Consider the following 23,342-nt stretch of genomic DNA (forward strand, 5'->3'; position numbering starts at 1 on the left):
CTATTTTTTATTTTTTCAACTCTTTAAAGAATGTTTCATCCTCTTCAAAAGCAGTACCAATAACTACCAAATCTGCTCCAGCTTGGTACGCTGTATCTAATTGTTCTTTACTTCGTATGCCGCCACCAACAATAACAGGGATTTTTAACTCCTCTTTTACGGCACAAATAATAGACGAAGGAATTGCTTTTTCTGCGCCACTTCCCGCTTCTAAATAGATAAGTTGCATACCAAGTAACTCTCCTGCTTTTGCGGTATCTACAATAGCTTGTACCTTATTAATTGGCATTGGCATTGTTTGCGTTACGCGTTGTACCGCTGTTTCTTTTCCGTTTTCGATTAGCAAATAACCCGTTGGAATCACTTCTAAACTACTATTTCTTAATTTAGAAACCGAGGCTACGTGTTTTCCTATTAAATATTCCGGATTTCTACCGGACAACAAAGACAAATACAATATAGCGTTTGCATGATTGGTAATTTGCGATACATCTCCTGGAAATAATATGATTGGTAAGTTGGTATGTTTTTTTAATGCTAAAACAAGGTTTTCTGTTGCAAATGCTTCTACAGTACTTCCACCAACAAAAATATGTGTAGCAACCGAGCTGTTTAATTTTTGCATAAAACCGTCTAAACCTTCTGGTTTTGTTTTATCCGGATCTATTAAAACTGCTAAAAGCTTTTCCCCTTTTTCAATAGACTGTAATATGTTTTTATAAATACTTTTCATCACCTAGGAATACACAAATGTTTTTCTTTTTATTTCTCTTAATAGGTCATCTTATCTTTAGTCTATTTTCTTTGCTCTAAAAAATATTAAGCTGGTAAAGCATAAGCACAAGTAAATCCTTCAAACTCAAAAAATGTAGTTTGGTATCTATGTTTTTTTTCTTCGTAATCAATCCAAGCTATAGTAGCACCTTCTTCAATGCTAAACGGAATGACCAATGTATGCTGTAAAAAACTCAATCCTGGAGTAGCAAACAATTTATATAAAGATTCCTTAATACACCAAATAACGGTTAGTTTCTGGATATAATCTGTTGCCTCCTTATCTAAATACACATTTTCATAATCTAAAAATTTATGCGCAATCACACCAATCTTTTCGCGTTGTTTTTCTACATCAATACCAACAACCGTATCACTAACTACCACTGCCGAGAACGTAAACGAATGCGTAATAGAAATATGTTTACCATCTTTTAAATGTGGTTTTCCGTTCTGGTCATAAACTAAATCGGCATCGGTATAACCAAAAGCCGCAAGTAAATGACGCACACTTAAAAAGCCACGTCTGTGCAATTCACTTTTCATCCCTAAAACACGTTTCATGCTTTCTGGATTCAAGGTAATTGGCGCTAGTAAATCTTCATAAGACTCTGTAATCTTCCAGATTTTAACAGTAGTTTGTGAGTTTGGTGTAAGAGTTTTATAAATAGGCATTTAATATTCTAAAAGTTATTGATTATCTTTGCATCGTCTAAGGCGGATTCGGCAAATTTTTATATAGCGAATTTAGTTATTTAAGCCATAAAGCCAAAGGCAAGTGCAATTTTAAAACAAGATAAAAAATAATATGAGTACAAAAACTGTTGCTTACGTACCTAATAAGGTAAAAGATATGTCGCTTGCGGCTTGGGGAAGAAAAGAAATGGATTTAGCTGAAGCAGAAATGCCTGGACTAATGAGTTTACGTGAAGAGTACAAAAACACGCAACCATTAAAAGGAGCACGTATTGCAGGATGTTTACACATGACTATTCAAACTGCTGTTTTAATTGAAACTTTACAAGCTCTTGGAGCAGAAGTTACTTGGAGTTCTTGTAACATTTTCTCTACACAAGATCAAGCTGCCGCTGCTGTTGCAGAAGCTGGAACTGCTGTGTACGCTTGGAAAGATATGACAGAAGAAGAATTTGATTGGTGTATTGAACAAACCTTATTTTTTGGTGAAGACAGAAAGCCATTAAACATGATTTTAGATGATGGTGGTGATTTAACCAACATGGTTTTAGACAAATACCCAGAATTAGCTGCAGGAATTAACGGTTTATCTGAAGAGACTACAACTGGAGTTCACAGATTATACGAGCGTGTTAAAAACGGTACATTACCAATGCCGGCAATTAACGTTAACGATTCTGTTACTAAATCTAAATTTGATAATAAATACGGTTGTAAAGAATCTGCAGTAGATGCAATTCGTCGTGCAACAGATATCATGCTAGCTGGAAAACGTGTAACTGTTTGTGGTTATGGTGATGTTGGTAAAGGTACTGCTGCTTCTTTTAAAGGTGCAGGAAGTATTGTAACCGTTACTGAAATCGATCCAATTTGTGCTTTACAAGCTGCAATGGATGGTTTTGAAGTAAAGAAATTAGAAACGGTTGTTGGTAATTCAGATATTATTATCACCACTACAGGAAATAAAGATATTGTACGTGCGGAGCATTTTGAAGCAATGAAAGACAAAGTTATTGTTGCAAATATTGGTCACTTTGATAACGAAATCCAAGTAGGATGGTTAAACGAAAAGCATGGTCATACTAAAGATACAATCAAACCTCAAGTAGACAAATACGTTATTGACGGAAAAGACATTATTTTACTTGCCGAAGGTCGTTTAGTAAACTTAGGTTGTGCAACAGGTCACCCAAGTTTTGTAATGAGTAACTCCTTTACAAACCAAACTTTAGCACAAATTGAACTTTGGACAAACAAAGAAGCATACGGAAACGATGTATACATGTTACCAAAAGTTTTAGACGAAAAAGTAGCAAAATTACACTTAGCTAAAATTGGTGTAGAGCTTACAGAACTTAAACCTTACCAAGCAGAATACATTGGTGTAACGGTAGAAGGTCCATACAAGCCAGAACACTACAGATATTAATCTGTCATTCCCACGAAAGTGGGAATCTCATTAATTGAAACTAAATTATACTAAAATCCCAAGCATTCGTGTTTGGGATTTTTTTTTATTGTCACTTCGAGTGTCCCGATTTTTATCGGGATGTATCGAGAAGTTGGGCAATTTGTTTTTGGTAGAAAAAACCAAAACCAACCGCACTTTCCGCTATATCTTTTTTTTCGTGCCTCAAAAAAAGGATGCCGCATCAATTGCTATTGCGGGCTAGCCATTTACGGTCATTGCTAGAAACGAAGCAATCGCTCCTTTGGTAAATGAAAGCAAAATGCACTTCGTTTATTTTTAGACAAACCTTCCGAGTTTTTAATTCCTAAAACCCCACCTTCCTTTAGCTAAAGGAAGGAGCTAGTTAAACACTAACCGGTTACCAAAAAAACAAAATACGCAAACAAATAGTTTTACTCTTTTCGTTTTTAAATAAGTACCTTTCCTTTTTAAATATAAAAACCATGAGTTTAGAAAAGGCAAGCCTAGCACTTAACAGATTAGAATCGCATATAGAAAACCATAGTATTTCTAATCCTAAAATATCCAAAGGTGATATCGCTTGGCATATAGATCACAGTCTCAAAATAATTAATGCCGTTGTTATTTCTACTCAAAAATCAGATCCAAATACTTTTAAAAACAATTTTAGTTTTTTAGGAAAACTATTCTTCACACTTGGTTTTTTTCCTAGAGGAAAAGCAAAAGCACCAAAGTATGTTACGCCACCTGAAGTGGTTTTAAAAGAAGACCTTATAAGCCAATTACAAGAGGCAAAAACAAATATCAATAGTATAGCTGCCTTAGACAAGAACGCTTATTTTAAACATCCTTTATTCGGACATGTAAACAAAAAAAGAATCTATACCTTTTTGGTGCTTCACACGACACATCACTTGAAAATTATGGAGGATATTATGAAGAAATAGAAGCTAATGTATCCTAAAATGCGCTTCGCTATTTTATGACAAACCTTCCGAGTTTTTATTTCACAAAAACCCACCTTCCTTTAGCTAAAGGAAGGAGCTCTTTACGATAAGCTTTTCAGAAACAAAAAAAAATGCCTTTCTGTTTCCAGAAAAGCATTTTCACCAACTAATCAAAAATTATTGTGCACTCCAACCTCCATCTAAAACAAAGGAGGAACCTGTTATGGTTGTGGAGCTATCTTTTGCCAGCAATATTGCCATATTCGCAATTGCTTCTAGAGGTACAAATTGTTTTACCGCTTGCTTTTTAAGCATCACTTTTTCTACAACCTCCTCTTCGGTCATATTATGTGCTTTGGCTTGATCTTTTATTTGTCCGATCACCAAAGGTGTTTTTACATAACCCGGACAAATAGCGTTACAGGTAATATTAAAAGGTGCGCCTTCTAAAGCCAAGACTTTGGTCATACCAATAACACCATGTTTTGCGGTGACATAAGCCGATTTAAACTCAGATGCTCGAATGCCATGCACCGAAGAGACATTTATTATTCTACCAAACTTTTGTTTTTTCATCTGTTTCCAAACCGCTTTAGAAGCGTAAAAAACAGCATTCATATTTATGGCTATAATATTTTCGTATGTACTATTTGGAAAATCTTCTATAGGCGAAACAAATTGAATTCCGGCATTATTGACTAATACATGCAACGCTCCAAAGGTCTTTATAGTTTCCTCTACTAAACCTTCAATAGCTTCCGCTTGCAATAAATTTGCATTAGAAAAAGCCACTTTCACCTTATATTTCTCACCAACTTCCTTTGCGATTTCTGCGCCATTTTTTTCTAAACCATGAAACATAATAGCATATCCTTCTTTCGCAAATTGATTTGCTATTCCTAAACCAATTCCACTGGTACTCCCTGTAATAAGAACGATTTTATTCATCTTCTAAAAATTTTTCAAGTGCGACATTAAAAGCTTCTGGCTGATCGATAACAACACCATGTCTAGAATTTTCAATAACCACCAAGGAAGCGTTTTGTAATGTATCTACATAAGCTTGCTTAAAGGCAACTGGCGTATAATCCATATCGGATGCTACCACTAAAGTTCTTGTATTTATGTCTTTTATTCTATCTCCTAATCCCCAATCCATTAAGGTTACAAATGATTTGAAGTACGCATTGTAATCATTCTTTTTGCAACGTGCTTCAAATTGGTTTCGCATATCTATTTGATGTGCTTCTGGAAACATATTAAATGAAATTTCTTTGGCTAATGGTTCTACACCTTTTGTTTTTAAAAATGCTGTTCGACTCTTTAATAAGTCTTCACCCGTTTTTCCCATATCGTTAAAATCGGGACCACTATTTACAATCACTAGATTATCTAAGTATTCTGGATGTCTTGCAGCCATTTCAAAAGCTACAGCGCCACCCATAGAAAAACCAACAAAAGTTGCTTTTTTAATCGCTAGTTTATCTAATAACTGCTTTACATCTTCGGTCATTAATTCTACACCATAAGCATCTAATGGTTTTGTAGAATCTCCGTGACCTCTAAAATCTAAGGCAATAACTCGATATTTTTTAGAAAAGAAAGGGACTTGACCGTCCCAATCTTTTTTTGTGGATCCTAAACCATGAAGTAACAGAAGTACATCTCCTTTTCCATAATCTTCATAATCAAGTTCTATATCATTAACTTGTATTTTTGGCATGATTTGGAAGCTTAGTTAATAGTTGCTGGTTTCTTTTTAAAGAAGTTCACCTTGTACTTCAACTCGAAAGAAACTAATGTTTCAATAATTGGAGAAGCTACAAACTCTCTATTTTTAGCATTAAATAAGTTGGTAATACTTAAACCAAGTGATAGGTTATCATTAAAGTTATATCCTGCATTTGCATCTACTGAGAAACCACCTAATTGTCCGTAGTTCCAAGTTCTTCCTACCTGAGCGTTTTCAACAATTTCATTGATACCATCTCCATCTTGATCTTGTGTTTCTGCTGCTACATTAATACCGGAGAAGAAATCATATTTCTGCACATATCTCCCGAAGAGCGCACCATAGAATTTACCTTTTCCGTAATGAAGACCAACACTAAACTTGTGGTTAGGTGTATTAATTGGCAATTCACTTTCTAAAACTTGTCCGTCTAAATTCCCATCATTATCCAAATCATTTTTATCTAGATCTCTATCAAAATAAGAATAGTTTACAGAGGTTCTAAAATTATCATTAAAGTAATAGTTTAACCCTACATCTAGTCCGTAGGTATCTACATGACCAAAATTTAAGTACGTCAATACAAAAGCTCCTGTAGAACCATCTACAACATCACCAATTGGTTGGTCACCAACATGAGTTACATTATTACCATTTGCTGCATCTGCAATATTACGCAACGGACTAATAAAGTTATCCGATTGGTTGTAATACGCATTAGTATCTATAAATAATTTTTCGGTAAGTTTTCCTTTGTACCCTATTTCATAAGAATTAATAGTCTCTACATCTAACTTTTCGATTTTTGTACCATCGGTTAACGTAAACCCTTCTCCATTTCCTAAAACTAGTCCACCAAATAGGTTTCCTTTAAGATTTAAAATAGAAGGAACAGCAATACCTTTACCATACGTTATTCTGAAAGTTCCGCTTTTTACTTTTTTAGTAATAGCTGCTTTTGGAATAAAGTTAGAACCGTATAATTCGTGATTATCTATTCTTCCTCCTAACAAAAATCCCCAACCAGAATCTGGTAATTTATATTCCATTTGTGTGTACACTCCTGTTTGATCTAAATCAATTCCGCCTTCATCTAAAAGATACGTACCTTCAGAATCTGCCATATCTAATTGATATTGCGCACCTAAAGTTAAATAGAATTTATTCCAGTTATTATTGTATTGTGCTTCGGCATTAAAACGTTTGGAAGCATCTTTAAAAAGCGCACCACGTTGCAAAGCAAAACCATCACCAAAATTAGCACCTGTTTGTAACCATTGCTCAGCATAAGAACGCTCACGAGCTTCTTCTTCTGAAAAACCATTTTCTACAAACGACACATAATTTTGTGTACGCTGATTCATAGCGTAGGTTTTATCGGTCTTACTCCAGGTATAATATGTATTTGCGAAAAAGTTTTTAGAAACAAACTTTACTTGAGCAACATCGATACTCCAATCTTTTATTTGGTTACGCCCTGCACTTGTAATACCTATATTATTGCTATTACTATGTCCGTAATATCCAGATATTTCCGAACTTTTTGTTGGCTTATAAAATAAAGAAGCACCATATTTTTGCGAGTCAAAATCACGATCAAGATCTAATTCTTTATATGCTGTTGTTCCAACATACACACTATCTGCGTAATCAAATTCTGTTCCTTGCGATCTTTCAAAATGAAATTTATAAGCAAATTTATCATTCAGTACTTGTGCATGTCTTAATCTTGCTGTTACCACGTTTTGGTTTCCAGCTCCTACTGCAAATGTTGTTCCTTCCGACTGTCTAGGGTTTTTAGTAATCGTACTTACTAATCCGTTGTGTGCATTTGGTCCGTACAGTGTTCCGTTTGGGCCTAATAATATTTCCACTCTAGAGATATCATCTTTAGTTACCGTAGAAAAAGAACCCATTGGTAATCCTGTAGCAATTAATGTAGATAGCCTATCATCTGTTACTTGTAAATTTTTAGAATTAAAAGCAGAATTAAATCCTCTAATATTAATTCCAGTTCCTAAAACACCACTACGAACAAAATCAACACCTTTTTGTCTTGCTGCTAATTCCCCAATATTAAAACTAGGAAACTCTTCAATATCTCTAGCGGTAATTACATTTACTGTAGCTGGTACATCTGTAATTTTTTGCGGTTTTTTTCCTGCGGTTATAACCACTTCATCTAAAACACTATTAGATTCTTTTAATTGGGAGTTTAATTGTGTTGTTTTTCCAGCAGTTACCGAAACACTTTGTTCTAGCGTTTCAAAACCAATATAAGATATAGATACTGTATGTGTACCTTCTGCAACATCTTCAATGGTAAAATTACCATCAAAATCGGTAACACCTCCTTTGTCCAAACTTTTAATATATACTGCTGCTCCAGCTAACGGCATACCACTTGCTTCCGTAATTGTTCCTTTTACGCTTCCTGAATCTTGCGCATTAATAACCAGAGAGCTAATCAAGGTTAATAAGAATAGTAGTTTTTTCATAATTAGAAATGATGTTTTAAGTTAGATTATGATGGCAATCTATTGTGAAAAAGAAAATAAACAGTACTAAAAATTAGCAATGAGAAGTATGACTTTGGATTAAAAAATAAAAAAATACATCCAAAAAACCCATAGACAAGGGAGTTTTAGAGCAAAATTTTAAATGTATGACTTTAGTTTAAAAAACGCTTCCGGTAAATTATTTGAAAGCGTATCTATCACCTTTATCATCAATTGTTTCTGATTTTTTGTAGGCTGCACCCCTTTAATTGGAGCTTTAATTTCCTCTAACAAACGCGTAGAATTTATTTTTCCTTCCATATATCTTGAAAGCGATATACTCCAAGAAATATTAGGCACGTAATTACTTTGCTTTTGTCGTTCACTTTCCTTTTCTATCAAATTGAATTTTGCAGCAAGCTTAAGTACTTCTTCGTACTTTTCTTGTATTACTAGAACATTTATATACGATGTGAAAAAGTGATGCCAACGATGTTTCAGCACTTCTTTTTTATATTTTATTAAAAATGTTTTCGCTGTAGCTTCGGCAAGATCGTTTTTTTGAAGTTCGGATAATACACGAATTTGGTAGGAACAATACCCTATTTTTTGATGATAATTATGTGTTTCTTTATACCATTCTTGATACGCATCTAATAATGTAAAAGCTTTTTCCGGACTGTTATTTCGCAATAAAATAGCGACCAAATTATTCAAATACATCAGGGTATCATTATTGTTTTGTCGGATAGACAAATACCCATAAAATTCTGCTTCTTCAAATTCGTCTTGTTTAGAATGTAACAACACACGACTTGCATAATAATTAGAAAGCAAACGTCTGGAATACATTTCGCCTTGACTAAAATAATAGTCAATTTGGTCGAAAATGACTTTTAATTTATCATTTTCATTATAATTGGTGTAGATAAAAGCGAGTAAAACAAATGCTTGATACCTGTTTTTTCCATCTATATTTTTATCATTAAAAACAGCGAGCAACCAAGTTTCCAAGTGCTTTGTCTCGTTATTATTTAGCGTATATTGATTGGTGATTTCTGTAGTTGCTGTGTAGAGTTTTTCGTTAATTTCTTTAACCTCTGCATAATTCTCTTTATAGGTTTCAATGAAATCTGCTATTATTTGATGGTCTTTATAGCGCATTCTAACCAACAAATAAGACTTATATTCTTTAGCTAAGTCGTATAAATTCTGAAAATTAAATTCAATGTTTTTGTATCCTGCAATGTAATGTAGAAATTCTTTTTCTTCACTAGACGCAATGGCATCGGTAAGTATTTTTTGCTTTAAAGCCATTAACCAACCAATGGTTGCATCTACATCAATATTGGCTAATTTTTTTTCAATCCAATCTTTAATATAGGAATATTTACGTTTGTTAATGGTGGTATCAAAATCTACAAATGCCTTTTGAGATAAAGCATTAGAGATGATCAACTCCATAATTTGAAGTTTTTCTACATCCGTAAACTGATATCTAGTTTGCAGATATTTGGCTTCATTTGGCAGTATGGTTTTACTAAATTCTGTAAATTTTTTAAGCTTTGTTTTCATTAAACACCAAATGAAATTAAATAATTATTAGATCTATTTTGTATTAATTAGCATCCACAAATTGTTGAATAAGCTGATTAACTTCTATCGGTTTTTCAAATTGCACAAAATGACCAGCATCCTCTACATACGCGACTTTTACTTCCTTTATTTTTTGGGAAGCTATTTCACCAACATCTTCAATAGTTAAGGTGGGATTTAAATAACGATTAGGAATAAGCATGTCTTTATTACCAAAAACAACTAATGTCTTTTTTGTAATACTTTCTAAATCTGCATACACCGGATCGTTTAGCATTCCTGAAATACTATTGACAATAGCGGTACAATGTGCATCAAAATCTGTAGCAAATTTAATTTGTTTTCTATCCGCAATCATTCTTGAAGTTTCTTCTGGCAACTGGTAAAAGTTTAAGGCATAGTTTTTTTCAATTTGTTCGTCTGTTGTGTTTTTCACCATATCGACAGTGAAAAAACTTTTTAGCATATTAGCGCCAGCTTCAGAAAACTGTTCTAAACCTGCTGGAGCAATCAAAATTAGTTTTTCAATATCTGTTGCATAAGAAGTCGCTAGTTTAATACTTGCTTGTCCGCCCATAGAATGTCCAACAAGAACCACGTTTTTCAATTCTAATTCCGCAATGAATTTATGTAAAATTTCAGCGAAGTACGTTGGCGTATAATCTACTTCAGGTTTAGAGGATCTTCCGTATCCTGGTAAATCCAAAGCAACGCAGGTGTAGTGTTCTTTTAAATCCTTTATATTTTCAGACCATGCATCCGAATTACTACTTAATCCATGTACAAACAACAACGTTTTTTCACCAATCCCTTCTTTAATATAGCTTATTTCTGAACTGTCAATCAGTACAGCATGCGATTTAAAATCATATTGAGAAATTATTTCTTTCATAAGTCTATCCGGTTTTTGCGAAAACATAATGGTGCTAATTAAAGTGAAAATAAATAATAGCGTAAGTCTTTTCATTGTTCTGATTTAATAGTATTAAAATAATTATATAATTTCTTTCTAGAAACTTTACCCAAACTGGTTAGCGGAATTTCATCTAAAACAAACAGATGTTTTGGATGCTTAAAAGCTACCAGATTCTTTTTTAAAACTTCCCGAATTGCAATTACGGAAAGATCTTCGTTTTCTGTGGTTACAAACGCTATGCCGCATTCTCCCCATTTTTCATCCTTCACACTTAAAACTACTGCTTTTTTTATTCCATTTATTAATTCCAACTGCACCTCAATTTCTTGCGGATAAATATTTTCTCCACCAGAAATATACATGTCGTTTTTACGGCCTTTCATATACAAAAACCCTTCTTCATCACTATATGCAAAGTCGCCAGTAAACAGCCATCCTTTTTTTATTTTGCTGCTGGTTTTAACGGAATTATTCCAATAACCTGGAGTTACAATATTTCCTTTAATACAGAGTTCGCCAACTTCATTTGTTTTAACGGCCTCTCCTTTTGCATTCACAATTTTTAGATCTAAATAAAAATTAGGCTTTCCTATAGAATTTGGTTTAAGCACTGCCATTTTATGATGTAAAGAAGTAATACTTGGTCCAGCTTCGGTTAAACCATAGCCTGGTCTTATGTAAATATTTTTTTCAGTTTTCCAGAAAGAAACAAGTTCGGATGGCACTTTTTCTCCACCAGAAATAATGTAACGCATTTTTTCTAGGTTGACATTTTTAAAAACATCCGTTTTTTGCATCATTAATAGCATGGTTGGCAAAGCCATAAACAAAGTCGTTTTGTTGCGTTCTAAAAGGCATAATATGTTTTCGGCATCAAACTTTTCTAACATACCAATATGTGCTCCTTTATGCAAAAGTGGCGTTATAAAAACATTCCATCCAGATGTATGATACGGCGGCAAGGTATTTATTGTGGAATCTCGAAAGGTAATCCCCAACTGCATCGATGTATTTAAGCTATTCCAAAATAACATTTTATTGGTATAAATAACACCTTTTGGCGCACCTGTAGTTCCCGAAGTATAAAATATAAATAAGGCATTATCCTCTTTAATAGAATAGGTTTTTACTGCATGATTTTCTTCATTTTGAAAAAAGTGTTCTAGTTTGTCCACAGAGATTGTCTGTATCTTTTCTAGTGGTAATTGCCCTAATTTATCCTGATGGTTTTTATTATATATAAATAAACAAGGCGTACAGTCTACAAGAAGTTTTGCTATTTCATTTACCGGCAAGCGATAATTTAAAGGAACCATTACCAAACCCATACGCTGGCAAGCCACAAAGAGCACCATATATTCTAGGCTATGCTCTGCCAAAACAGCGATTCTATCGCCTTCTTCCAAATGAAGCTCGGTGAATTTATGGATTAACCGATTGGCATAGACATGCAAGTCGTTATACGTATAACTGATATTAGTGTCATACGATGTTAATGCAATTTTATCGGGCGTATAATCTGCCCATTTAGCTGTCCAATCTAGTGCGTCCACTTGCTTCTTTATTAAAATCTATTTTATATATAATGTAACCAATTACTAGGGATGTTATTATTCCTATTGCCGCAGAAACCCCTGGATTATTAACCGGTTCTTGCATGTACGGTGTTATTCTTCCGTAGTAAATACCAAAATGTACTACTATTGCCGTAATACTTGCTATAAAAACAGCCCTTAAAGAAACATTATCTAAAAATGTTCCAAACAAAACAGGAACAAAAGCAGCCGCAAAGTAAGCATAGACTCCGTTTTGAGCAAAAATAGCCACACTAACGTCTGGGTTTTTAATTTGTTGCCAACTTAATAAAAAGCTCACAACGCCAAGGACAACAATAACTGCTTTATTGATTGAAATTGTTTTTTCGGTAAACCTATCCTTAAACAAAGGATTGATGATATCTGAAGTAATGGTAATAGACAACGATTGTATTAAGCTTTCTAAAGTGGATAATCCTGCAGAAATTAAACCCACAACAATTACTAATCCAATACCAACAGAAAACTTAGTAACTACGTAGGTTGGTATAATTTCATCCATTCGTAATTTTTCACCATTGACCATAAAGTCAGGAAAACTAATTCGAGCATACAAACCAACAATCACGACTAAAAAGAAAACAATCATAAAAGCAATCCCGCTAAACAAATAGGTGTTTATTTTTGAAGAATCTTTTAATAATAAGGATTTTGTAATAATGTGTGGCTGACAAACAATGGCAACACCAATTACTATTTGGGTGAAAATAATTTCAAAATAATCACGAAAAAGAAAGCTTGATGGGTTTGTAGGTTTGGTAAGATTAGGGTCTATGGCATTTAATTTATCGAAGAAACCAGAAATACCATCTGTAAAATATTCAGATCCAGAACTAATTAAAATAATAGCTACAACAAACATAATAATCGCCTGAATAGTATTGGTATACACCATAGAGTTTGCGCCACCAAACATCATATAACCAAATACAAATACGGTAATTCCCATAAGTACATAAAAAGGATCTGCATTTAGGGATTTAGAAATAACCTGTGTTAATCCTACATTAATTAGTACGATAAAAGTAATGAGTAAGAGCGCTATAATACCGAAGAAAAACGCATAGCTTTTACTTTTATACCGTTTCCCTATCCATTGCGCCATGGTTGTGGCTTTCACAGAATTCCCTTGCTTTACAAAACCTTTGGTAAAAACAATTAGCGATAGAAATGCAGCAATAGGTAATACAACTGCGAAAGAGATTACTCCAGAAATTCCGTATAGCGCTATAAATCCGGGATTAATAATAAAGGTTGCAGCACTTGTCATGGAAGCTGCCAAAGACAAACCAACTACCCAAGAAGGGAAACCTATATTACCAACGGCATAATCTTTTATGCTTGTGTTTTTTCGAGCGCCACGTATGACGAAAAATAATATTACTGCAGCATACACTGCTAATAAAATCCACATATAAGTCACTAACTTGTCTGATGCTATCATTTCTATTTTTGTCTTTAAAAACAAATAACAAACTTTATATTATTTTGATTTCAAATATTCATCTTAATAAAGGTATGACTTTTATAAATTAAAACACAGAAATAACCAAACACATTGTATTATATACAAAAATAGATTATGTGACTTTTATAACAACAACTATTATTACAGGAATATTATTAGTATTCCATTTTATCTTTTTTAAATATAGCGCATAAAAAAACACCTTTACTTATTAGATAAGTAAAGGTGTTTTAAATTTTTAAGGATTTATAAAATTCTTAAACTTCGAAAGGCTCAATAGATACATAAGATCTATTGTTTCTTTTTTTAGTGAATTTTACAAGACCATCTACTCTAGCGTGTAAAGTATGATCTTTTCCTTGGTATACGTTCTCCGCTGGGTGATGCGTATTACCTCTTTGTCTTAATATGATATTTCCAGCAATAGCAGCTTGTCCACCAAATATCTTCACGCCTAAACGTTTTGATTCTGATTCTCTACCATTCTTCGAACTACCAACTCCTTTTTTATGAGCCATTGTCTTAAGGTTTTATTTGTTATACTTCAGTAGTTTCGCAATTAAGCTTTACCACCATCTAATTCGTCTTGCCATTTTTTAAGCTCGTCCCACTTACCATCAGCAGCTAATTTAGCTTGTGCTGGCCAAGTATCTGTTACGTGACTACCACGAACACCTGCAATGATTTCAGAAATTTTTGCTGCATCTGTTTTAGCTAAATCTGCGAAAGTCGCGATTCCAGCTTCTACTAATGTTTCAGCAATTTTAGGTCCAATACCTTCAACTTTCTTTAAATCATCTGCTTTACCTGTTGCTTTTTTAGCAGCTGGTTTTGCTTCTGCCTTTGGAGCGGCAGCTTTTTTAGCTGGAGCAGCTTTTTTAGCTCCTGAAGCTACAATGCTCTCAATCACGATTTCAGTTAAGGCTTGTCTGTGTCCATTCTTTACACGGTAACCTTTTCTTCTTTTCTTTTTGAAAACAATAACTTTATCACCTTGAAGGTGCTTTAAGATTTTCACACTTACTTGTGCTCCATCTATAGCTGGGGCGCCTACAGTTACATTGCTACCATCTGCAATTAAAAGAACATTATCGAAAGACATTGTCTTTCCTTCTTCTGATGCTAAACGGTTAACAAAAACTTTTTGGTCTTTTTCAACTTTGAATTGATGCCCTGCTATCTCTACAATTGCGTACATAGCGTAACGTTTTTATTAATTAATTTATATAAAATAATCTCATTTTCCTTAGAAAACGGATGCAAATATACTGCTAATTAATTAAACTACAAACGTTTTATTGCTTTTGAACAACTTTTGTGCTGTTTTTTAAAACCTGCATGAAAGTCAGTGTTAAAATTGTTGAAGATGCTAAACCCTCTACCAGAATTACAAAGATTAAAATTCCGCCGCCATAATCACTATTATGAAACCAATCTTTTAATAAGGTATTCATAAAATCTACATCTATATGAAACATGTAAACCCCCATAAATAAGGCAAAAAGGAAGGTTGCAATAAAACCAGTAATTAATCCAACTTTAAAACCGTTTGTATAATTAAAATCTCCCCCAGATATGGATTTATACCTTTTAATAGCAACATAAATTCCGTAGGCCATAAATAATCCGTTTACCATTCTAAACCAGGGATTGGTATGCAGTCCTAACAATTTAATAATTAAAAAATATGCTATAAGCGCTATAGTTGTAAAAACGCCATATTTAACAGCTACAGATGAAGAAGAATTCATATCAATAAAGCTTTAAGGGTTATACTCTTTTAAATTTCGTGAAAAATTTTCAATTAATATAATTTAATACTAACTTTTTGATATTGTTAACGTTAAAAATATTTATAAATATTACTTTTGAAATTCTGTAACTATTCCTAATAGTTAAGGACAAATCATTAAAATTATATAAACCAAAGACACAATGAAAAAACACATTTTAGCTTTAGCTTCTTTATGTTTCGCTGGCTTAACAGCAACTGCTCAAGAAGTTAAGTATGAAGAGTACGATTTAGATAACGGCATGCACGTTATCTTACATAAAGACAACTCTGCTCCTGTAGTAACAACCTCTGTAATGTATCATGTAGGTGCAAAAGATGAAAACCCAGAACGTACTGGTTTTGCTCACTTTTTTGAACACCTTTTATTCGAAGGTACAGAAAACATTAAAAGAGGAGATTGGTTTAACATAGTTACCTCTAATGGAGGAAGCAACAATGCCAACACCACAGACGACAGAACGTATTACTACGAAGTATTTCCTTCTAACAGTGTAGAACTTGGTTTATGGATGGAATCGGAAAGATTAATGCATCCTATTATTAATCAAGTTGGTGTCGACACACAAAACGAAGTTGTTAAAGAAGAAAAACGTTTACGTGTAGACAACTCTCCATATGGTAAGTTTTTTGAAAATGTAAAGAAAAACATGTTTAAAAAACACCCTTACAGATGGACAACTATTGGAGAAATGTCACATTTAGACGCTGCTACTTTAGAAGAGTTTCAAGCATTCAATAAGAAATTCTATGTACCAAACAACGCTGTTTTAGTGGTTGCTGGAGATATAGATGTTCCTGCTGTGAAAAAAATGATTCAAGATTATTTTGGACCAATTCCTAGAGGAGAAGAAATCACTAGAAACTTCCCTAAAGAAGACCCAATTACAACTCCTATTAAAGCAACTGCTTACGATAGCAACATTCAAATACCTGCAATTGTAGCTGCGTACAGAACACCTTCAATGAAAGATAAAGACGCTTATGCGTTAGATATGTTGTCTACTTATTTAAGTAGTGGAAAGAGTTCTATATTATATAAAAAATTAGTGGACGAGAAAAAAATGGCACTACAAGTTGGAGCATTTAATAACAGTCAAGAAGATTATGGAACTTATATTTTATACGGAATGCCTTTAGGTGATGTTAAACTTGAAGATTTACTTAAAGAAATAGATGAAGAAATTGTGAAAGTTCAAAATGAATTGATTTCAGAAAGAGACTACCAAAAACTTCAAAACAAATCGGAAAACCAGTTTGTAAACTCCAATTCTGGCGTAGAAGGTATTGCAGGATCCCTAGCAACATATTACATGTTATATGGTGACACCGCTTTAATTAATAAAGAAATTGAAATCTATAGATCTATTACTAGAGAAGATATTCAAGCGGTAGCAAAAAAATACCTAAACGCTAATCAACGATTAGAAATGGAATATTTACCAGAAGAAAAAGAGCAATAAAAAATTAAATTCATATAAAATGAAAACAAAAATATTTACCATATTATCATTGTTTTTAATGTCAATTGGCCTACAAGCGCAAATAGATAGATCAAAACAACCAAAAGCAGGACCAGCTCCAAAAATCGCATTAGAAGTACCTGGAGAATTTGAATTACCAAACGGTTTAAAAGTACTTGTTGTAGAAAACCATAAATTACCTCGTGTTTCTTACAGCTTATCCATAGACAATAAACCCATTAAAGAAGGAGACATCGCTGGTGTATCTGGAATATTAGGAAGTATGTTAGGAAACGGAACAACAACCATTACTAAAGATGCCTTCAATGAAGAAATAGACTTTTTAGGAGCTAGAATGAGCTTTAGATCTAATGGTGGTTACGCAAGTTCACTATCTAAATATTCAGATAGAATTCTAAATCTAATGTCAGATGCTGTTAAAAATCCTTTATTAACAGAAGAAGAATTTCAAAAAGAAAAAGAGAAAGCTATTGAAGGTTTAAAATCAAACAAAAAAAGTGTAGATGCTGTTGCTAGCCGTGTTGGTAGCGCTTTAGCTTATGGTACACATCATCCTTACGGAGAGTTTGTAACCGAAGAAACTATTGGTAAAATAACTTTAAAAGATGTTAAAACTTTTTACGAAAGATACTACGCACCTTCCAATGCATATTTAGTAGTAGTTGGTGATGTAGATTACACCACTATTGAAAGACAAATTAGAAACTACTTTTCTACTTGGGAAAGCAATCTAAAAGTGGTTTCTACAGTGCCAGAAGCAATGCCAAATGTAAAATACACACAAATCAATTTTGTGGATATGCCAAATGCGGTACAGTCTAACATTTCTTTAACGAGTAATGTAGATTTAAAAATGAACGATCCAGATTACCATGCTGTTTTAATCGCTAATAAAATATTAGGTGGTGGTTTTAACAGTTACTTAAATATGAATCTTCGTGAAGCTCATGGGTATACTTATGGTGCGCGTTCTAGTGTAGGTTCAGATAAATACGTATCTCGTTTTAAAGCTGGAGCAGCAGTTCGTAATGCAGTAACAGACAGTGCTGTTGTTGAAACTTTAAAAGAAATTAAACGTATAAAAGAAGAACCTGTTTCTACACAAGCTTTAGAAAATGCAAAAGCAAAATATCTTGGTGACTTTGTATTAGCTTTAGAGAATCCTCAAAATATTGCTCGTTATGCGTTAAACATAAAACTAAACGATTTACCAAAAGACTTTTATACTACCTATTTAGAAAAGATAAAAGCAGTTACTATAGAAGATGTACAAAGAGTAGCAAACAAATACTTTGGTACAGAAAGCGCTAGAATTGTTGTCATTGGAAAAGGTAGCGAAGTGCTAGAAAATTTAGAAAAAGTAACCTTTAACGGAAGCAATGTGCCAATCAAATATTATGATGCATATGCGAATCAAGTTGAAAAACCGAACTACAATATAGAGATGCCAAGTGATGTAGATGCAAACTCGGTGCTTAACAAGTATATTGATGCTATTGGTGGAAAAACTAATTTAGACAAAGTAAACTCTGTTTTTATGACTGCTGAAGCGGAATTACAACCAGGTATGATGATGCTTCTAGAAATGAAGAAAACATCTAAAGACCAATTTGCAACAGAAATTTTTGCTATGGGACAATCTATGATGAAAACAGTTGTTGACGGTGAAGCTGGTTACAAAGTACAACAAGGACAACGTTCTGAAATGAGCCCGGAAGAAGTGAAGACCACACAAGAAGAAGGTTCTCCATTTCCAGAAGTAAACTACTTAAAGAGCGGAGTTACTTTAGAAAAAATTGAAGATATTGACGGAGAAAAAGCTTACAGAATTAAAATTTCTGATACGCAAACAAACTTTTACAGTGTAGAAACTGGATTAAAAATAAAAGTTGAAAAAACATCTCCAATGGGTTCTGCTTCAACCTACTTAACAGAATACCAAGAAATATCTGGTATAAAATTCCCGTTTAAAATCGGACAAACAAATGGACCACGTAAATTTGATTTCATTGTAAAAGAAATCAAAGTAAACGAAGGGGTTACCGATGCCGATTTTAACTAATTAAAACAATTGTCATTGCAACCAAAGTGGAGAAATCTATTCATCATTTACCAATTAGATTTTTCTACTACATTCAAAATGACATCCTATAAAAAATTAAAACCGAAGCTTAACTGCTTCGGTTTTTTTATGCGCATTATTTTGAAACGGATTTACCACCAGCTTTTTTTTGTGATAAATAAACACCTATTAGTATTATACCAGAAGCAAAAGCTTGTAGTAAACTAAAACCTTCGCCATCCAAAACACCCCAAACTAAAGCTACAATTGGCATAACATAGGTAACAGAAGAAGCAAAAACGGGAGTGGAAATTTGAACCAATGTATTAAAAAGCACTTTAGCCAAAGCAGTACCAAAAAAGGACAATAGCGTAACATAAAACACAGACATTCCTAACTCAGGCTTACTAAACGTCGCTTCGCTAAAAAAACCAGTAAACAATAAAACAATAATGGCTGGAATAAAAATAACAACATAGTTCCCTGTTGCAATTGCCAAAGGTTTAACATCTTGTAAATACCTTTTTATAATATTCACATTTACCGCATACATAAAAGTAGAAAAAACTATAAAACCAGCATACATATAGTTTTGTTCCGGATTTAAAGCAGCTCCTTTTAAAATCAATATGGCAGTACCTATAAAACCAACAATAACTCCTAAAACCTGTCTTTTTGTAGAAGCTATTTTAAAAACAGCAAAACCTAGTAATATAGTGTTTAAAGGCACTAAAGAATTTAACACAGACACCACGGCACTATCAATTTCTGTTTCTGCTATAGCGAAGAAAAAAGCTGGAATAAACGATCCGAAAAAACCTGAAATAGCAATCCATTTCCAATCCTCTTTTTTAATTGTTTTTATAGTTTTATAACCTGCAGCAAATAAAAATAAGCCAGTAATTATTGTTCTTAAAGCACCTAATTGATAAGGATCTAAACCTATAAGCGCCTTTTTAATAAGTATAAATGAAGTTCCCCAAATTAGCGATAAAACAATAAGATAGATCCATTTTTTATTTTCCTGAAACATACTTCCTTTTTTAGTACTACAAAAGTGCTACTTTTTAACACAATTAACAGCAAATAATTATTAGATTTGCAAACAGTTGAATAATAAAAACTTATACGATGAAACAAATAAAAAAAATAGCAGCAATAGCTGTAATTGCCTTAGCAGCATTTAGTTGTAAAAACGAAACAAAAGCAGAAGTAGTTACTGTAGAGACTGCTGTAGAAACCGCAAAAGCAGAATTAGATCCAAATGCAACGTATGCAAAAGCAGAGTTTACTATAGAAGGTATGACTTGCGCTATTGGTTGTGCAAGAACGATTGAAAAGAAATTAGCTAAAATGGAAGGTGTAAAATCTGCAAAAGTAGATTACGACAAAAAATTAGCAATGGTAGAATACGACAACGCTAAAGTTACTACTACTTCTTTAGAAGAAACAGTAACTAAAGTTGGTGAAACTTATACGGTTAAAGAAATGAAAACGGTAGAGTCTTTTACAGGAAAAAAAGCAGAAGTATCTACAGATAAGAAAACAGCTTGTGCAGCAGATTGCAAGAAAGCATGTTGCGCAAACAAAACAGATGCAGAAAAGGCAGCTTGCTCTAAAGATTGCAAGAAAGCGTGTTGTGCTGATAAGGCTAAAGCGTAATCATACCCAATTAAAATAAAAAAAGCTTCTCATAGAGAAGCTTTTTTTATTTCCAAGTAATCGTTTCCATGATATGTTTAATATCCTTTTTTAAATAGCTTGCCGCAGGAAGAATAGAATCGAAATTAGGTTTTGTATAAAAATACAAAGAGCCTGTTAAAAAATGATCGGTGCTATCTGTCACATAAAATTGCGATTGTGATGCTGCGTTACCTCCTACTTCGTAAAACATTCCGTACACTTTGTTTTTAGGATTCTCAAACAAATCACTAAAAATTTCATCTGCTTTTTGTGTGTGTTCTTGTGTGAAATTCTGTGCATCACGCAAATAAGAAATTAATTTCTCTTCACTTTTATTTATAGACTTATACGTTAAGTAAATGGTTCCTTTTAAAGCTGGATACTCTAAATCTATACCATAACTATCGCTACCACTTAATTTTCTTGTTTTCACATTGGTTGCTAATGCGTTTTTTTCGAAAGTAAAAGGCATCTTGAAATTAGTTTCGGTATAACTAGCTGCTGGATATTCTAAACGCAGTTTTGCTTCTGGTTTTGGAGTTGCATCCTTTCCGCAGGAAAAACATATAAGTACGATAAGTAAAACTAAAAACTGTTTCATGTGTTTATTATCTATTGTTCTTTATTGATGACATTGTACACCCATTCAATCCTTCCTCTTCCGTATCAAGAATGAGTTATATATATTATTAATCTCGTTTTGCCTAATATTCTCATTTAAAAAAGAGACTTGCAAATGGACGCTTTTTAATTATTAAGGAAGGGTTACTTTAACTCTTGTAATTCTTTTTTTATCTAATGCTTCAATTGTAAAAATGTAATCTTCAAAAAGTATTTTACTATTTACTTTTGGGAAACTTCTAGATATTTCTAAAACAAAGCCAGCAACAGTTTCCGCTTCACCTTTATTATTTTCAAAAAAAACATATTCATCCAACCGAATAACTTTATAAAAATCTTTTAATGCTGTTTTGCCTTCAAAAACATAGTTTTTATCATCCAATTTTGAGTAAACCAATCCTTCATCATCAAACTCATCACTAATATCTCCAACAATTTCTTCAATAATATCTTCTAAAGAAATAAGCCCAGAAGTTCCGCCATATTCATCTACAACCACCGCTAAATGTACTTTCTTTTCTTGAAATTCTGCCATTAAATCATCCAGCTTTTTATTTTCTGGCACAAAGAATGGTTCGCGTAATAAGGTTTTCCAATCTAATTGCTTTCTATCTATAAAAGGCAACAAGTCCTTAACGTATAAAACGCCAACAACAGTATCAATATTATCTTGATATACAGGAATTCTAGAATAGCCATTTTTAATGATCTCCGGAATGATGTCTGCATATTTTTGCTCTACATTTAATGCGAAAATATCTATTCTTGGTCGCATTACCTGCTTGGTATCTGTATTTCCAAAAGAGACAATACCTTGTAGTATTTTTTGTTCATCTTTGGTGGTATCTTCATCGCTTGCTAGCTCTAAAGCTTGTGAAAGTTGATCTACACTTAGATTCGATTTTTGTTTAGCAAACTTATTGTTTATTGCTAACGTAACACTTCGCATAGGCAAACTTATTGGCGAAAAAACAACATCTAAAAAACGTAACGGATATGCCATAAGTGTAGCAAACTTCAATTTGTTCCTAATCGCATATACCTTAGGTAAGATTTCACCAAATAGCAATATTAAAAAGGTAACTAAAACAACTTCTAAAATAAATTTTAAAGCCGAAGACTCTATACTTTCAAACATAAAGTTCCCCAAATAAGCAAACAAAATTACGATTGCAATATTTATAAAATTATTAGCGACAAGTATGGTTGCTAATAATTTTTTTGGTTTTTCTAATAAATAGGAAATGATCTTGATTGGTTTCAGGTTTTGCTCTAAACCTTCTTCTATATCCGAATCTGTTAAGGAAAAAAAAGCAACTTCTGCTCCAGAGATTAATGCAGAACAAAGCAAGAGTACAAATAAGAGCACAAAACCACTTACAATTGAAAAATCAATGGCTAAATTTATTAATAAAAAACTCGTGGGTTCAAGGTCCAAGGATTATAATTTTAGTTAAACGTTAAAAGGGTAGATCATCATTACCTTCTTCTACCTTTGGCTGGTTAGCACTCGGTTGTGCTACTTGCGGCTTTTGTTGTTGTTGTTGTTGTTGTTGTGGCTGACCACTATTTGCAGCACCACTATCATTTTTTGTAGTTAAAAAAGTAAAGTCGTTACATTGTATTTCAGTAGAAAAACGATCGTTACCACTTTCGTCTTGCCATTTTCTAGTTTTAATTCTACCTTCTATATATACTTTATCTCCTTTGCTTAGATATTTTTCGCAAATTTCGGCACCTTTATTACGTACCACAACATTATGCCATTCGGTATTAGTAACACGTTCATTGGTTTGCTTATTAGTATAGGTTTCATTTGTAGCAATAGGAAAACGACCAACGCAACCTCCACCTTCAAAATAATGCATTTTTACTTCATCTCCTAAATGCCCAATTAGCATTACTTTATTTAATGTACCTGACATAATATCTAATTTTTATAATTAAGAAATTCCTATTCGTTTTTTAAAACAAAATCTAGAGGAATTTAATCTACAAAATTACGCTTTTGCAATTGATAAACTTAAAATTAATAAAAAAATATGA

21 protein-coding genes are annotated in these 23,342 nt (G+C 33.1%); 5 read left to right on the forward strand and 16 right to left on the reverse strand.

What is annotated here, in order from left to right; translation table 11 throughout:
* Window positions 1–7: 7 nt before the first annotated feature.
* Window positions 8–733: a phosphoglycerol geranylgeranyltransferase gene (locus tag AMD28_RS03370; RefSeq protein WP_055442745.1), complete on the reverse strand. Its 726-nt coding sequence runs from the start codon at window positions 731–733 to the stop codon at window positions 8–10.
* An 86-nt stretch (window positions 734–819) separates the two neighbouring features.
* Entirely contained in the window at window positions 820–1,449 is a 630-nt protein-coding gene (locus tag AMD28_RS03375) for a 4'-phosphopantetheinyl transferase family protein (RefSeq protein ID WP_055442746.1), read from the reverse strand.
* 133 nt (window positions 1,450–1,582) lie between these two features.
* Between AMD28_RS03375 and ahcY the strand changes: the two genes are divergently transcribed.
* Window positions 1,583–2,899, forward strand: a complete 1,317-nt coding sequence (ahcY, locus tag AMD28_RS03380) for an adenosylhomocysteinase (protein ID WP_055442747.1) — start codon at window positions 1,583–1,585, stop codon at window positions 2,897–2,899.
* 485 nt (window positions 2,900–3,384) lie between these two features.
* Window positions 3,385–3,849 carry a DUF1569 domain-containing protein gene (locus AMD28_RS03385; RefSeq protein ID WP_055442748.1) on the forward strand — a complete coding sequence of 155 codons (465 nt, stop codon included), beginning with the start codon at window positions 3,385–3,387 and terminating at the stop codon, window positions 3,847–3,849.
* Between the two features lie 177 nt (window positions 3,850–4,026).
* Here the strand turns inward: AMD28_RS03385 and AMD28_RS03390 are convergent, their stop codons facing one another.
* The 10 genes from AMD28_RS03390 to AMD28_RS03435 all read right to left on the reverse strand — a co-directional run bounded on the left by AMD28_RS03390 (window position 4,027) and on the right by AMD28_RS03435 (window position 15,405).
* On the reverse strand, window positions 4,027–4,797 hold the full coding sequence (locus AMD28_RS03390; RefSeq protein ID WP_055442749.1) for a 3-hydroxybutyrate dehydrogenase: 771 nt from the start codon (window positions 4,795–4,797) through the stop codon (window positions 4,027–4,029).
* Window positions 4,790–5,572, reverse strand: coding sequence for an alpha/beta fold hydrolase (locus tag AMD28_RS03395; RefSeq protein ID WP_055442750.1), 783 nt, complete (start codon window positions 5,570–5,572; stop codon window positions 4,790–4,792). The genes AMD28_RS03390 and AMD28_RS03395 overlap by 8 nt, the downstream gene beginning before the upstream one ends.
* Window positions 5,573–5,583: 11 nt before the next feature.
* The gene (locus AMD28_RS03400) at window positions 5,584–8,079 is read right to left on the reverse strand and encodes a TonB-dependent receptor (RefSeq protein ID WP_055442751.1); all 2,496 of its coding nucleotides are present in this window, start codon (window positions 8,077–8,079) and stop codon (window positions 5,584–5,586) included.
* A 159-nt stretch (window positions 8,080–8,238) separates the two neighbouring features.
* Window positions 8,239–9,654 carry a hypothetical protein gene (locus tag AMD28_RS03405; protein ID WP_055442752.1) on the reverse strand — a complete coding sequence of 472 codons (1,416 nt, stop codon included), beginning with the start codon at window positions 9,652–9,654 and terminating at the stop codon, window positions 8,239–8,241.
* A gap of 43 nt (window positions 9,655–9,697) precedes the next feature.
* Window positions 9,698–10,567: an alpha/beta fold hydrolase gene (locus AMD28_RS03410; protein ID WP_161804614.1), complete on the reverse strand. Its 870-nt coding sequence runs from the start codon at window positions 10,565–10,567 to the stop codon at window positions 9,698–9,700.
* A 71-nt stretch (window positions 10,568–10,638) separates the two neighbouring features.
* A complete protein-coding gene (locus AMD28_RS03415) occupies window positions 10,639–12,144 on the reverse strand; it encodes a class I adenylate-forming enzyme family protein (RefSeq protein WP_083478226.1) in 1,506 nt (501 codons plus the stop codon).
* Entirely contained in the window at window positions 12,119–13,630 is a 1,512-nt protein-coding gene (locus AMD28_RS03420; RefSeq protein ID WP_055442755.1) for a sodium/pantothenate symporter, read from the reverse strand. The genes AMD28_RS03415 and AMD28_RS03420 overlap by 26 nt, the downstream gene beginning before the upstream one ends.
* Before the next feature lie 281 nt (window positions 13,631–13,911).
* Window positions 13,912–14,172: a 50S ribosomal protein L27 gene (rpmA, locus tag AMD28_RS03425; protein WP_055442756.1), complete on the reverse strand. Its 261-nt coding sequence runs from the start codon at window positions 14,170–14,172 to the stop codon at window positions 13,912–13,914.
* A gap of 41 nt (window positions 14,173–14,213) precedes the next feature.
* A complete protein-coding gene (rplU, locus tag AMD28_RS03430; protein WP_055442757.1) occupies window positions 14,214–14,852 on the reverse strand; it encodes a 50S ribosomal protein L21 in 639 nt (212 codons plus the stop codon).
* A 97-nt stretch (window positions 14,853–14,949) separates the two neighbouring features.
* Entirely contained in the window at window positions 14,950–15,405 is a 456-nt protein-coding gene (locus tag AMD28_RS03435) for a DUF4199 domain-containing protein (RefSeq protein ID WP_055442758.1), read from the reverse strand.
* Window positions 15,406–15,589: 184 nt separating this feature from the next.
* On the opposite strand from AMD28_RS03435, the gene AMD28_RS03440 reads away from it, so the two are divergent.
* Both AMD28_RS03440 and AMD28_RS03445 read left to right on the forward strand, forming a co-directional pair.
* On the forward strand, window positions 15,590–16,909 hold the full coding sequence (locus tag AMD28_RS03440; RefSeq protein ID WP_055442759.1) for a M16 family metallopeptidase: 1,320 nt from the start codon (window positions 15,590–15,592) through the stop codon (window positions 16,907–16,909).
* Window positions 16,910–16,928: 19 nt separating this feature from the next.
* Window positions 16,929–18,992, forward strand: a complete 2,064-nt coding sequence (locus tag AMD28_RS03445) for a M16 family metallopeptidase (protein ID WP_055442760.1) — start codon at window positions 16,929–16,931, stop codon at window positions 18,990–18,992.
* A 136-nt stretch (window positions 18,993–19,128) separates the two neighbouring features.
* On the opposite strand, the gene AMD28_RS03450 is transcribed toward AMD28_RS03445, so the two are convergent.
* Complete coding sequence (locus tag AMD28_RS03450; protein WP_055442761.1) at window positions 19,129–20,025, reverse strand: DMT family transporter; 897 nt, start codon at window positions 20,023–20,025, stop codon at window positions 19,129–19,131.
* 98 nt (window positions 20,026–20,123) lie between these two features.
* On the opposite strand from AMD28_RS03450, the gene AMD28_RS03455 reads away from it, so the two are divergent.
* Window positions 20,124–20,654: a cation transporter gene (locus tag AMD28_RS03455; protein ID WP_055442762.1), complete on the forward strand. Its 531-nt coding sequence runs from the start codon at window positions 20,124–20,126 to the stop codon at window positions 20,652–20,654.
* Window positions 20,655–20,700: 46 nt separating this feature from the next.
* On the opposite strand, the gene gldD is transcribed toward AMD28_RS03455, so the two are convergent.
* The 3 genes from gldD to AMD28_RS03470 all read right to left on the reverse strand — a co-directional run bounded on the left by gldD (window position 20,701) and on the right by AMD28_RS03470 (window position 23,221).
* Window positions 20,701–21,276, reverse strand: coding sequence for a gliding motility lipoprotein GldD (gene gldD / locus AMD28_RS03460; RefSeq protein WP_055442763.1), 576 nt, complete (start codon window positions 21,274–21,276; stop codon window positions 20,701–20,703).
* A 153-nt stretch (window positions 21,277–21,429) separates the two neighbouring features.
* A complete protein-coding gene (locus AMD28_RS03465) occupies window positions 21,430–22,734 on the reverse strand; it encodes a gliding motility-associated protein GldE (RefSeq protein WP_055442764.1) in 1,305 nt (434 codons plus the stop codon).
* 22 nt (window positions 22,735–22,756) lie between these two features.
* Window positions 22,757–23,221 (reverse strand): single-stranded DNA-binding protein, encoded by a 465-nt coding sequence (locus tag AMD28_RS03470; RefSeq protein WP_055442765.1) that lies wholly within the window; start codon window positions 23,219–23,221, stop codon window positions 22,757–22,759.
* Between the last annotated feature and the right edge of the window lie 121 nt (window positions 23,222–23,342).

Origin of the sequence: Lacinutrix himadriensis (assembly GCF_001418105.1) — a bacterium.
GTDB lineage: Bacteria > Bacteroidota > Bacteroidia > Flavobacteriales > Flavobacteriaceae > Oceanihabitans > Oceanihabitans himadriense.

What these genes read in the sequence shown, in the direction of transcription:
- AMD28_RS03370 (WP_055442745.1), bottom strand. Translation starts at nt 733, where the DNA reads ATGAAAAGTATTTATAAAAACATATTACAGTCTATTGAAAAAGGGGAA.
- AMD28_RS03375 (WP_055442746.1), bottom strand. Translation starts at nt 1,449, where the DNA reads ATGCCTATTTATAAAACTCTTACACCAAACTCACAAACTACTGTTAAA.
- ahcY (WP_055442747.1), top strand. Translation starts at nt 1,583, where the DNA reads ATGAGTACAAAAACTGTTGCTTACGTACCTAATAAGGTAAAAGATATG.
- AMD28_RS03385 (WP_055442748.1), top strand. Translation starts at nt 3,385, where the DNA reads ATGAGTTTAGAAAAGGCAAGCCTAGCACTTAACAGATTAGAATCGCAT.
- AMD28_RS03390 (WP_055442749.1), bottom strand. Translation starts at nt 4,797, where the DNA reads ATGAATAAAATCGTTCTTATTACAGGGAGTACCAGTGGAATTGGTTTA.
- AMD28_RS03395 (WP_055442750.1), bottom strand. Translation starts at nt 5,572, where the DNA reads ATGCCAAAAATACAAGTTAATGATATAGAACTTGATTATGAAGATTAT.
- AMD28_RS03400 (WP_055442751.1), bottom strand. Translation starts at nt 8,079, where the DNA reads ATGAAAAAACTACTATTCTTATTAACCTTGATTAGCTCTCTGGTTATT.
- AMD28_RS03405 (WP_055442752.1), bottom strand. Translation starts at nt 9,654, where the DNA reads ATGAAAACAAAGCTTAAAAAATTTACAGAATTTAGTAAAACCATACTG.
- AMD28_RS03410 (WP_161804614.1), bottom strand. Translation starts at nt 10,567, where the DNA reads ATGAAAGAAATAATTTCTCAATATGATTTTAAATCGCATGCTGTACTG.
- AMD28_RS03420 (WP_055442755.1), bottom strand. Translation starts at nt 13,630, where the DNA reads ATGATAGCATCAGACAAGTTAGTGACTTATATGTGGATTTTATTAGCA.
- rpmA (WP_055442756.1), bottom strand. Translation starts at nt 14,172, where the DNA reads ATGGCTCATAAAAAAGGAGTTGGTAGTTCGAAGAATGGTAGAGAATCA.
- rplU (WP_055442757.1), bottom strand. Translation starts at nt 14,852, where the DNA reads ATGTACGCAATTGTAGAGATAGCAGGGCATCAATTCAAAGTTGAAAAA.
- AMD28_RS03435 (WP_055442758.1), bottom strand. Translation starts at nt 15,405, where the DNA reads ATGAATTCTTCTTCATCTGTAGCTGTTAAATATGGCGTTTTTACAACT.
- AMD28_RS03440 (WP_055442759.1), top strand. Translation starts at nt 15,590, where the DNA reads ATGAAAAAACACATTTTAGCTTTAGCTTCTTTATGTTTCGCTGGCTTA.
- AMD28_RS03445 (WP_055442760.1), top strand. Translation starts at nt 16,929, where the DNA reads ATGAAAACAAAAATATTTACCATATTATCATTGTTTTTAATGTCAATT.
- AMD28_RS03450 (WP_055442761.1), bottom strand. Translation starts at nt 20,025, where the DNA reads ATGTTTCAGGAAAATAAAAAATGGATCTATCTTATTGTTTTATCGCTA.
- AMD28_RS03455 (WP_055442762.1), top strand. Translation starts at nt 20,124, where the DNA reads ATGAAACAAATAAAAAAAATAGCAGCAATAGCTGTAATTGCCTTAGCA.
- gldD (WP_055442763.1), bottom strand. Translation starts at nt 21,276, where the DNA reads ATGAAACAGTTTTTAGTTTTACTTATCGTACTTATATGTTTTTCCTGC.
- AMD28_RS03470 (WP_055442765.1), bottom strand. Translation starts at nt 23,221, where the DNA reads ATGTCAGGTACATTAAATAAAGTAATGCTAATTGGGCATTTAGGAGAT.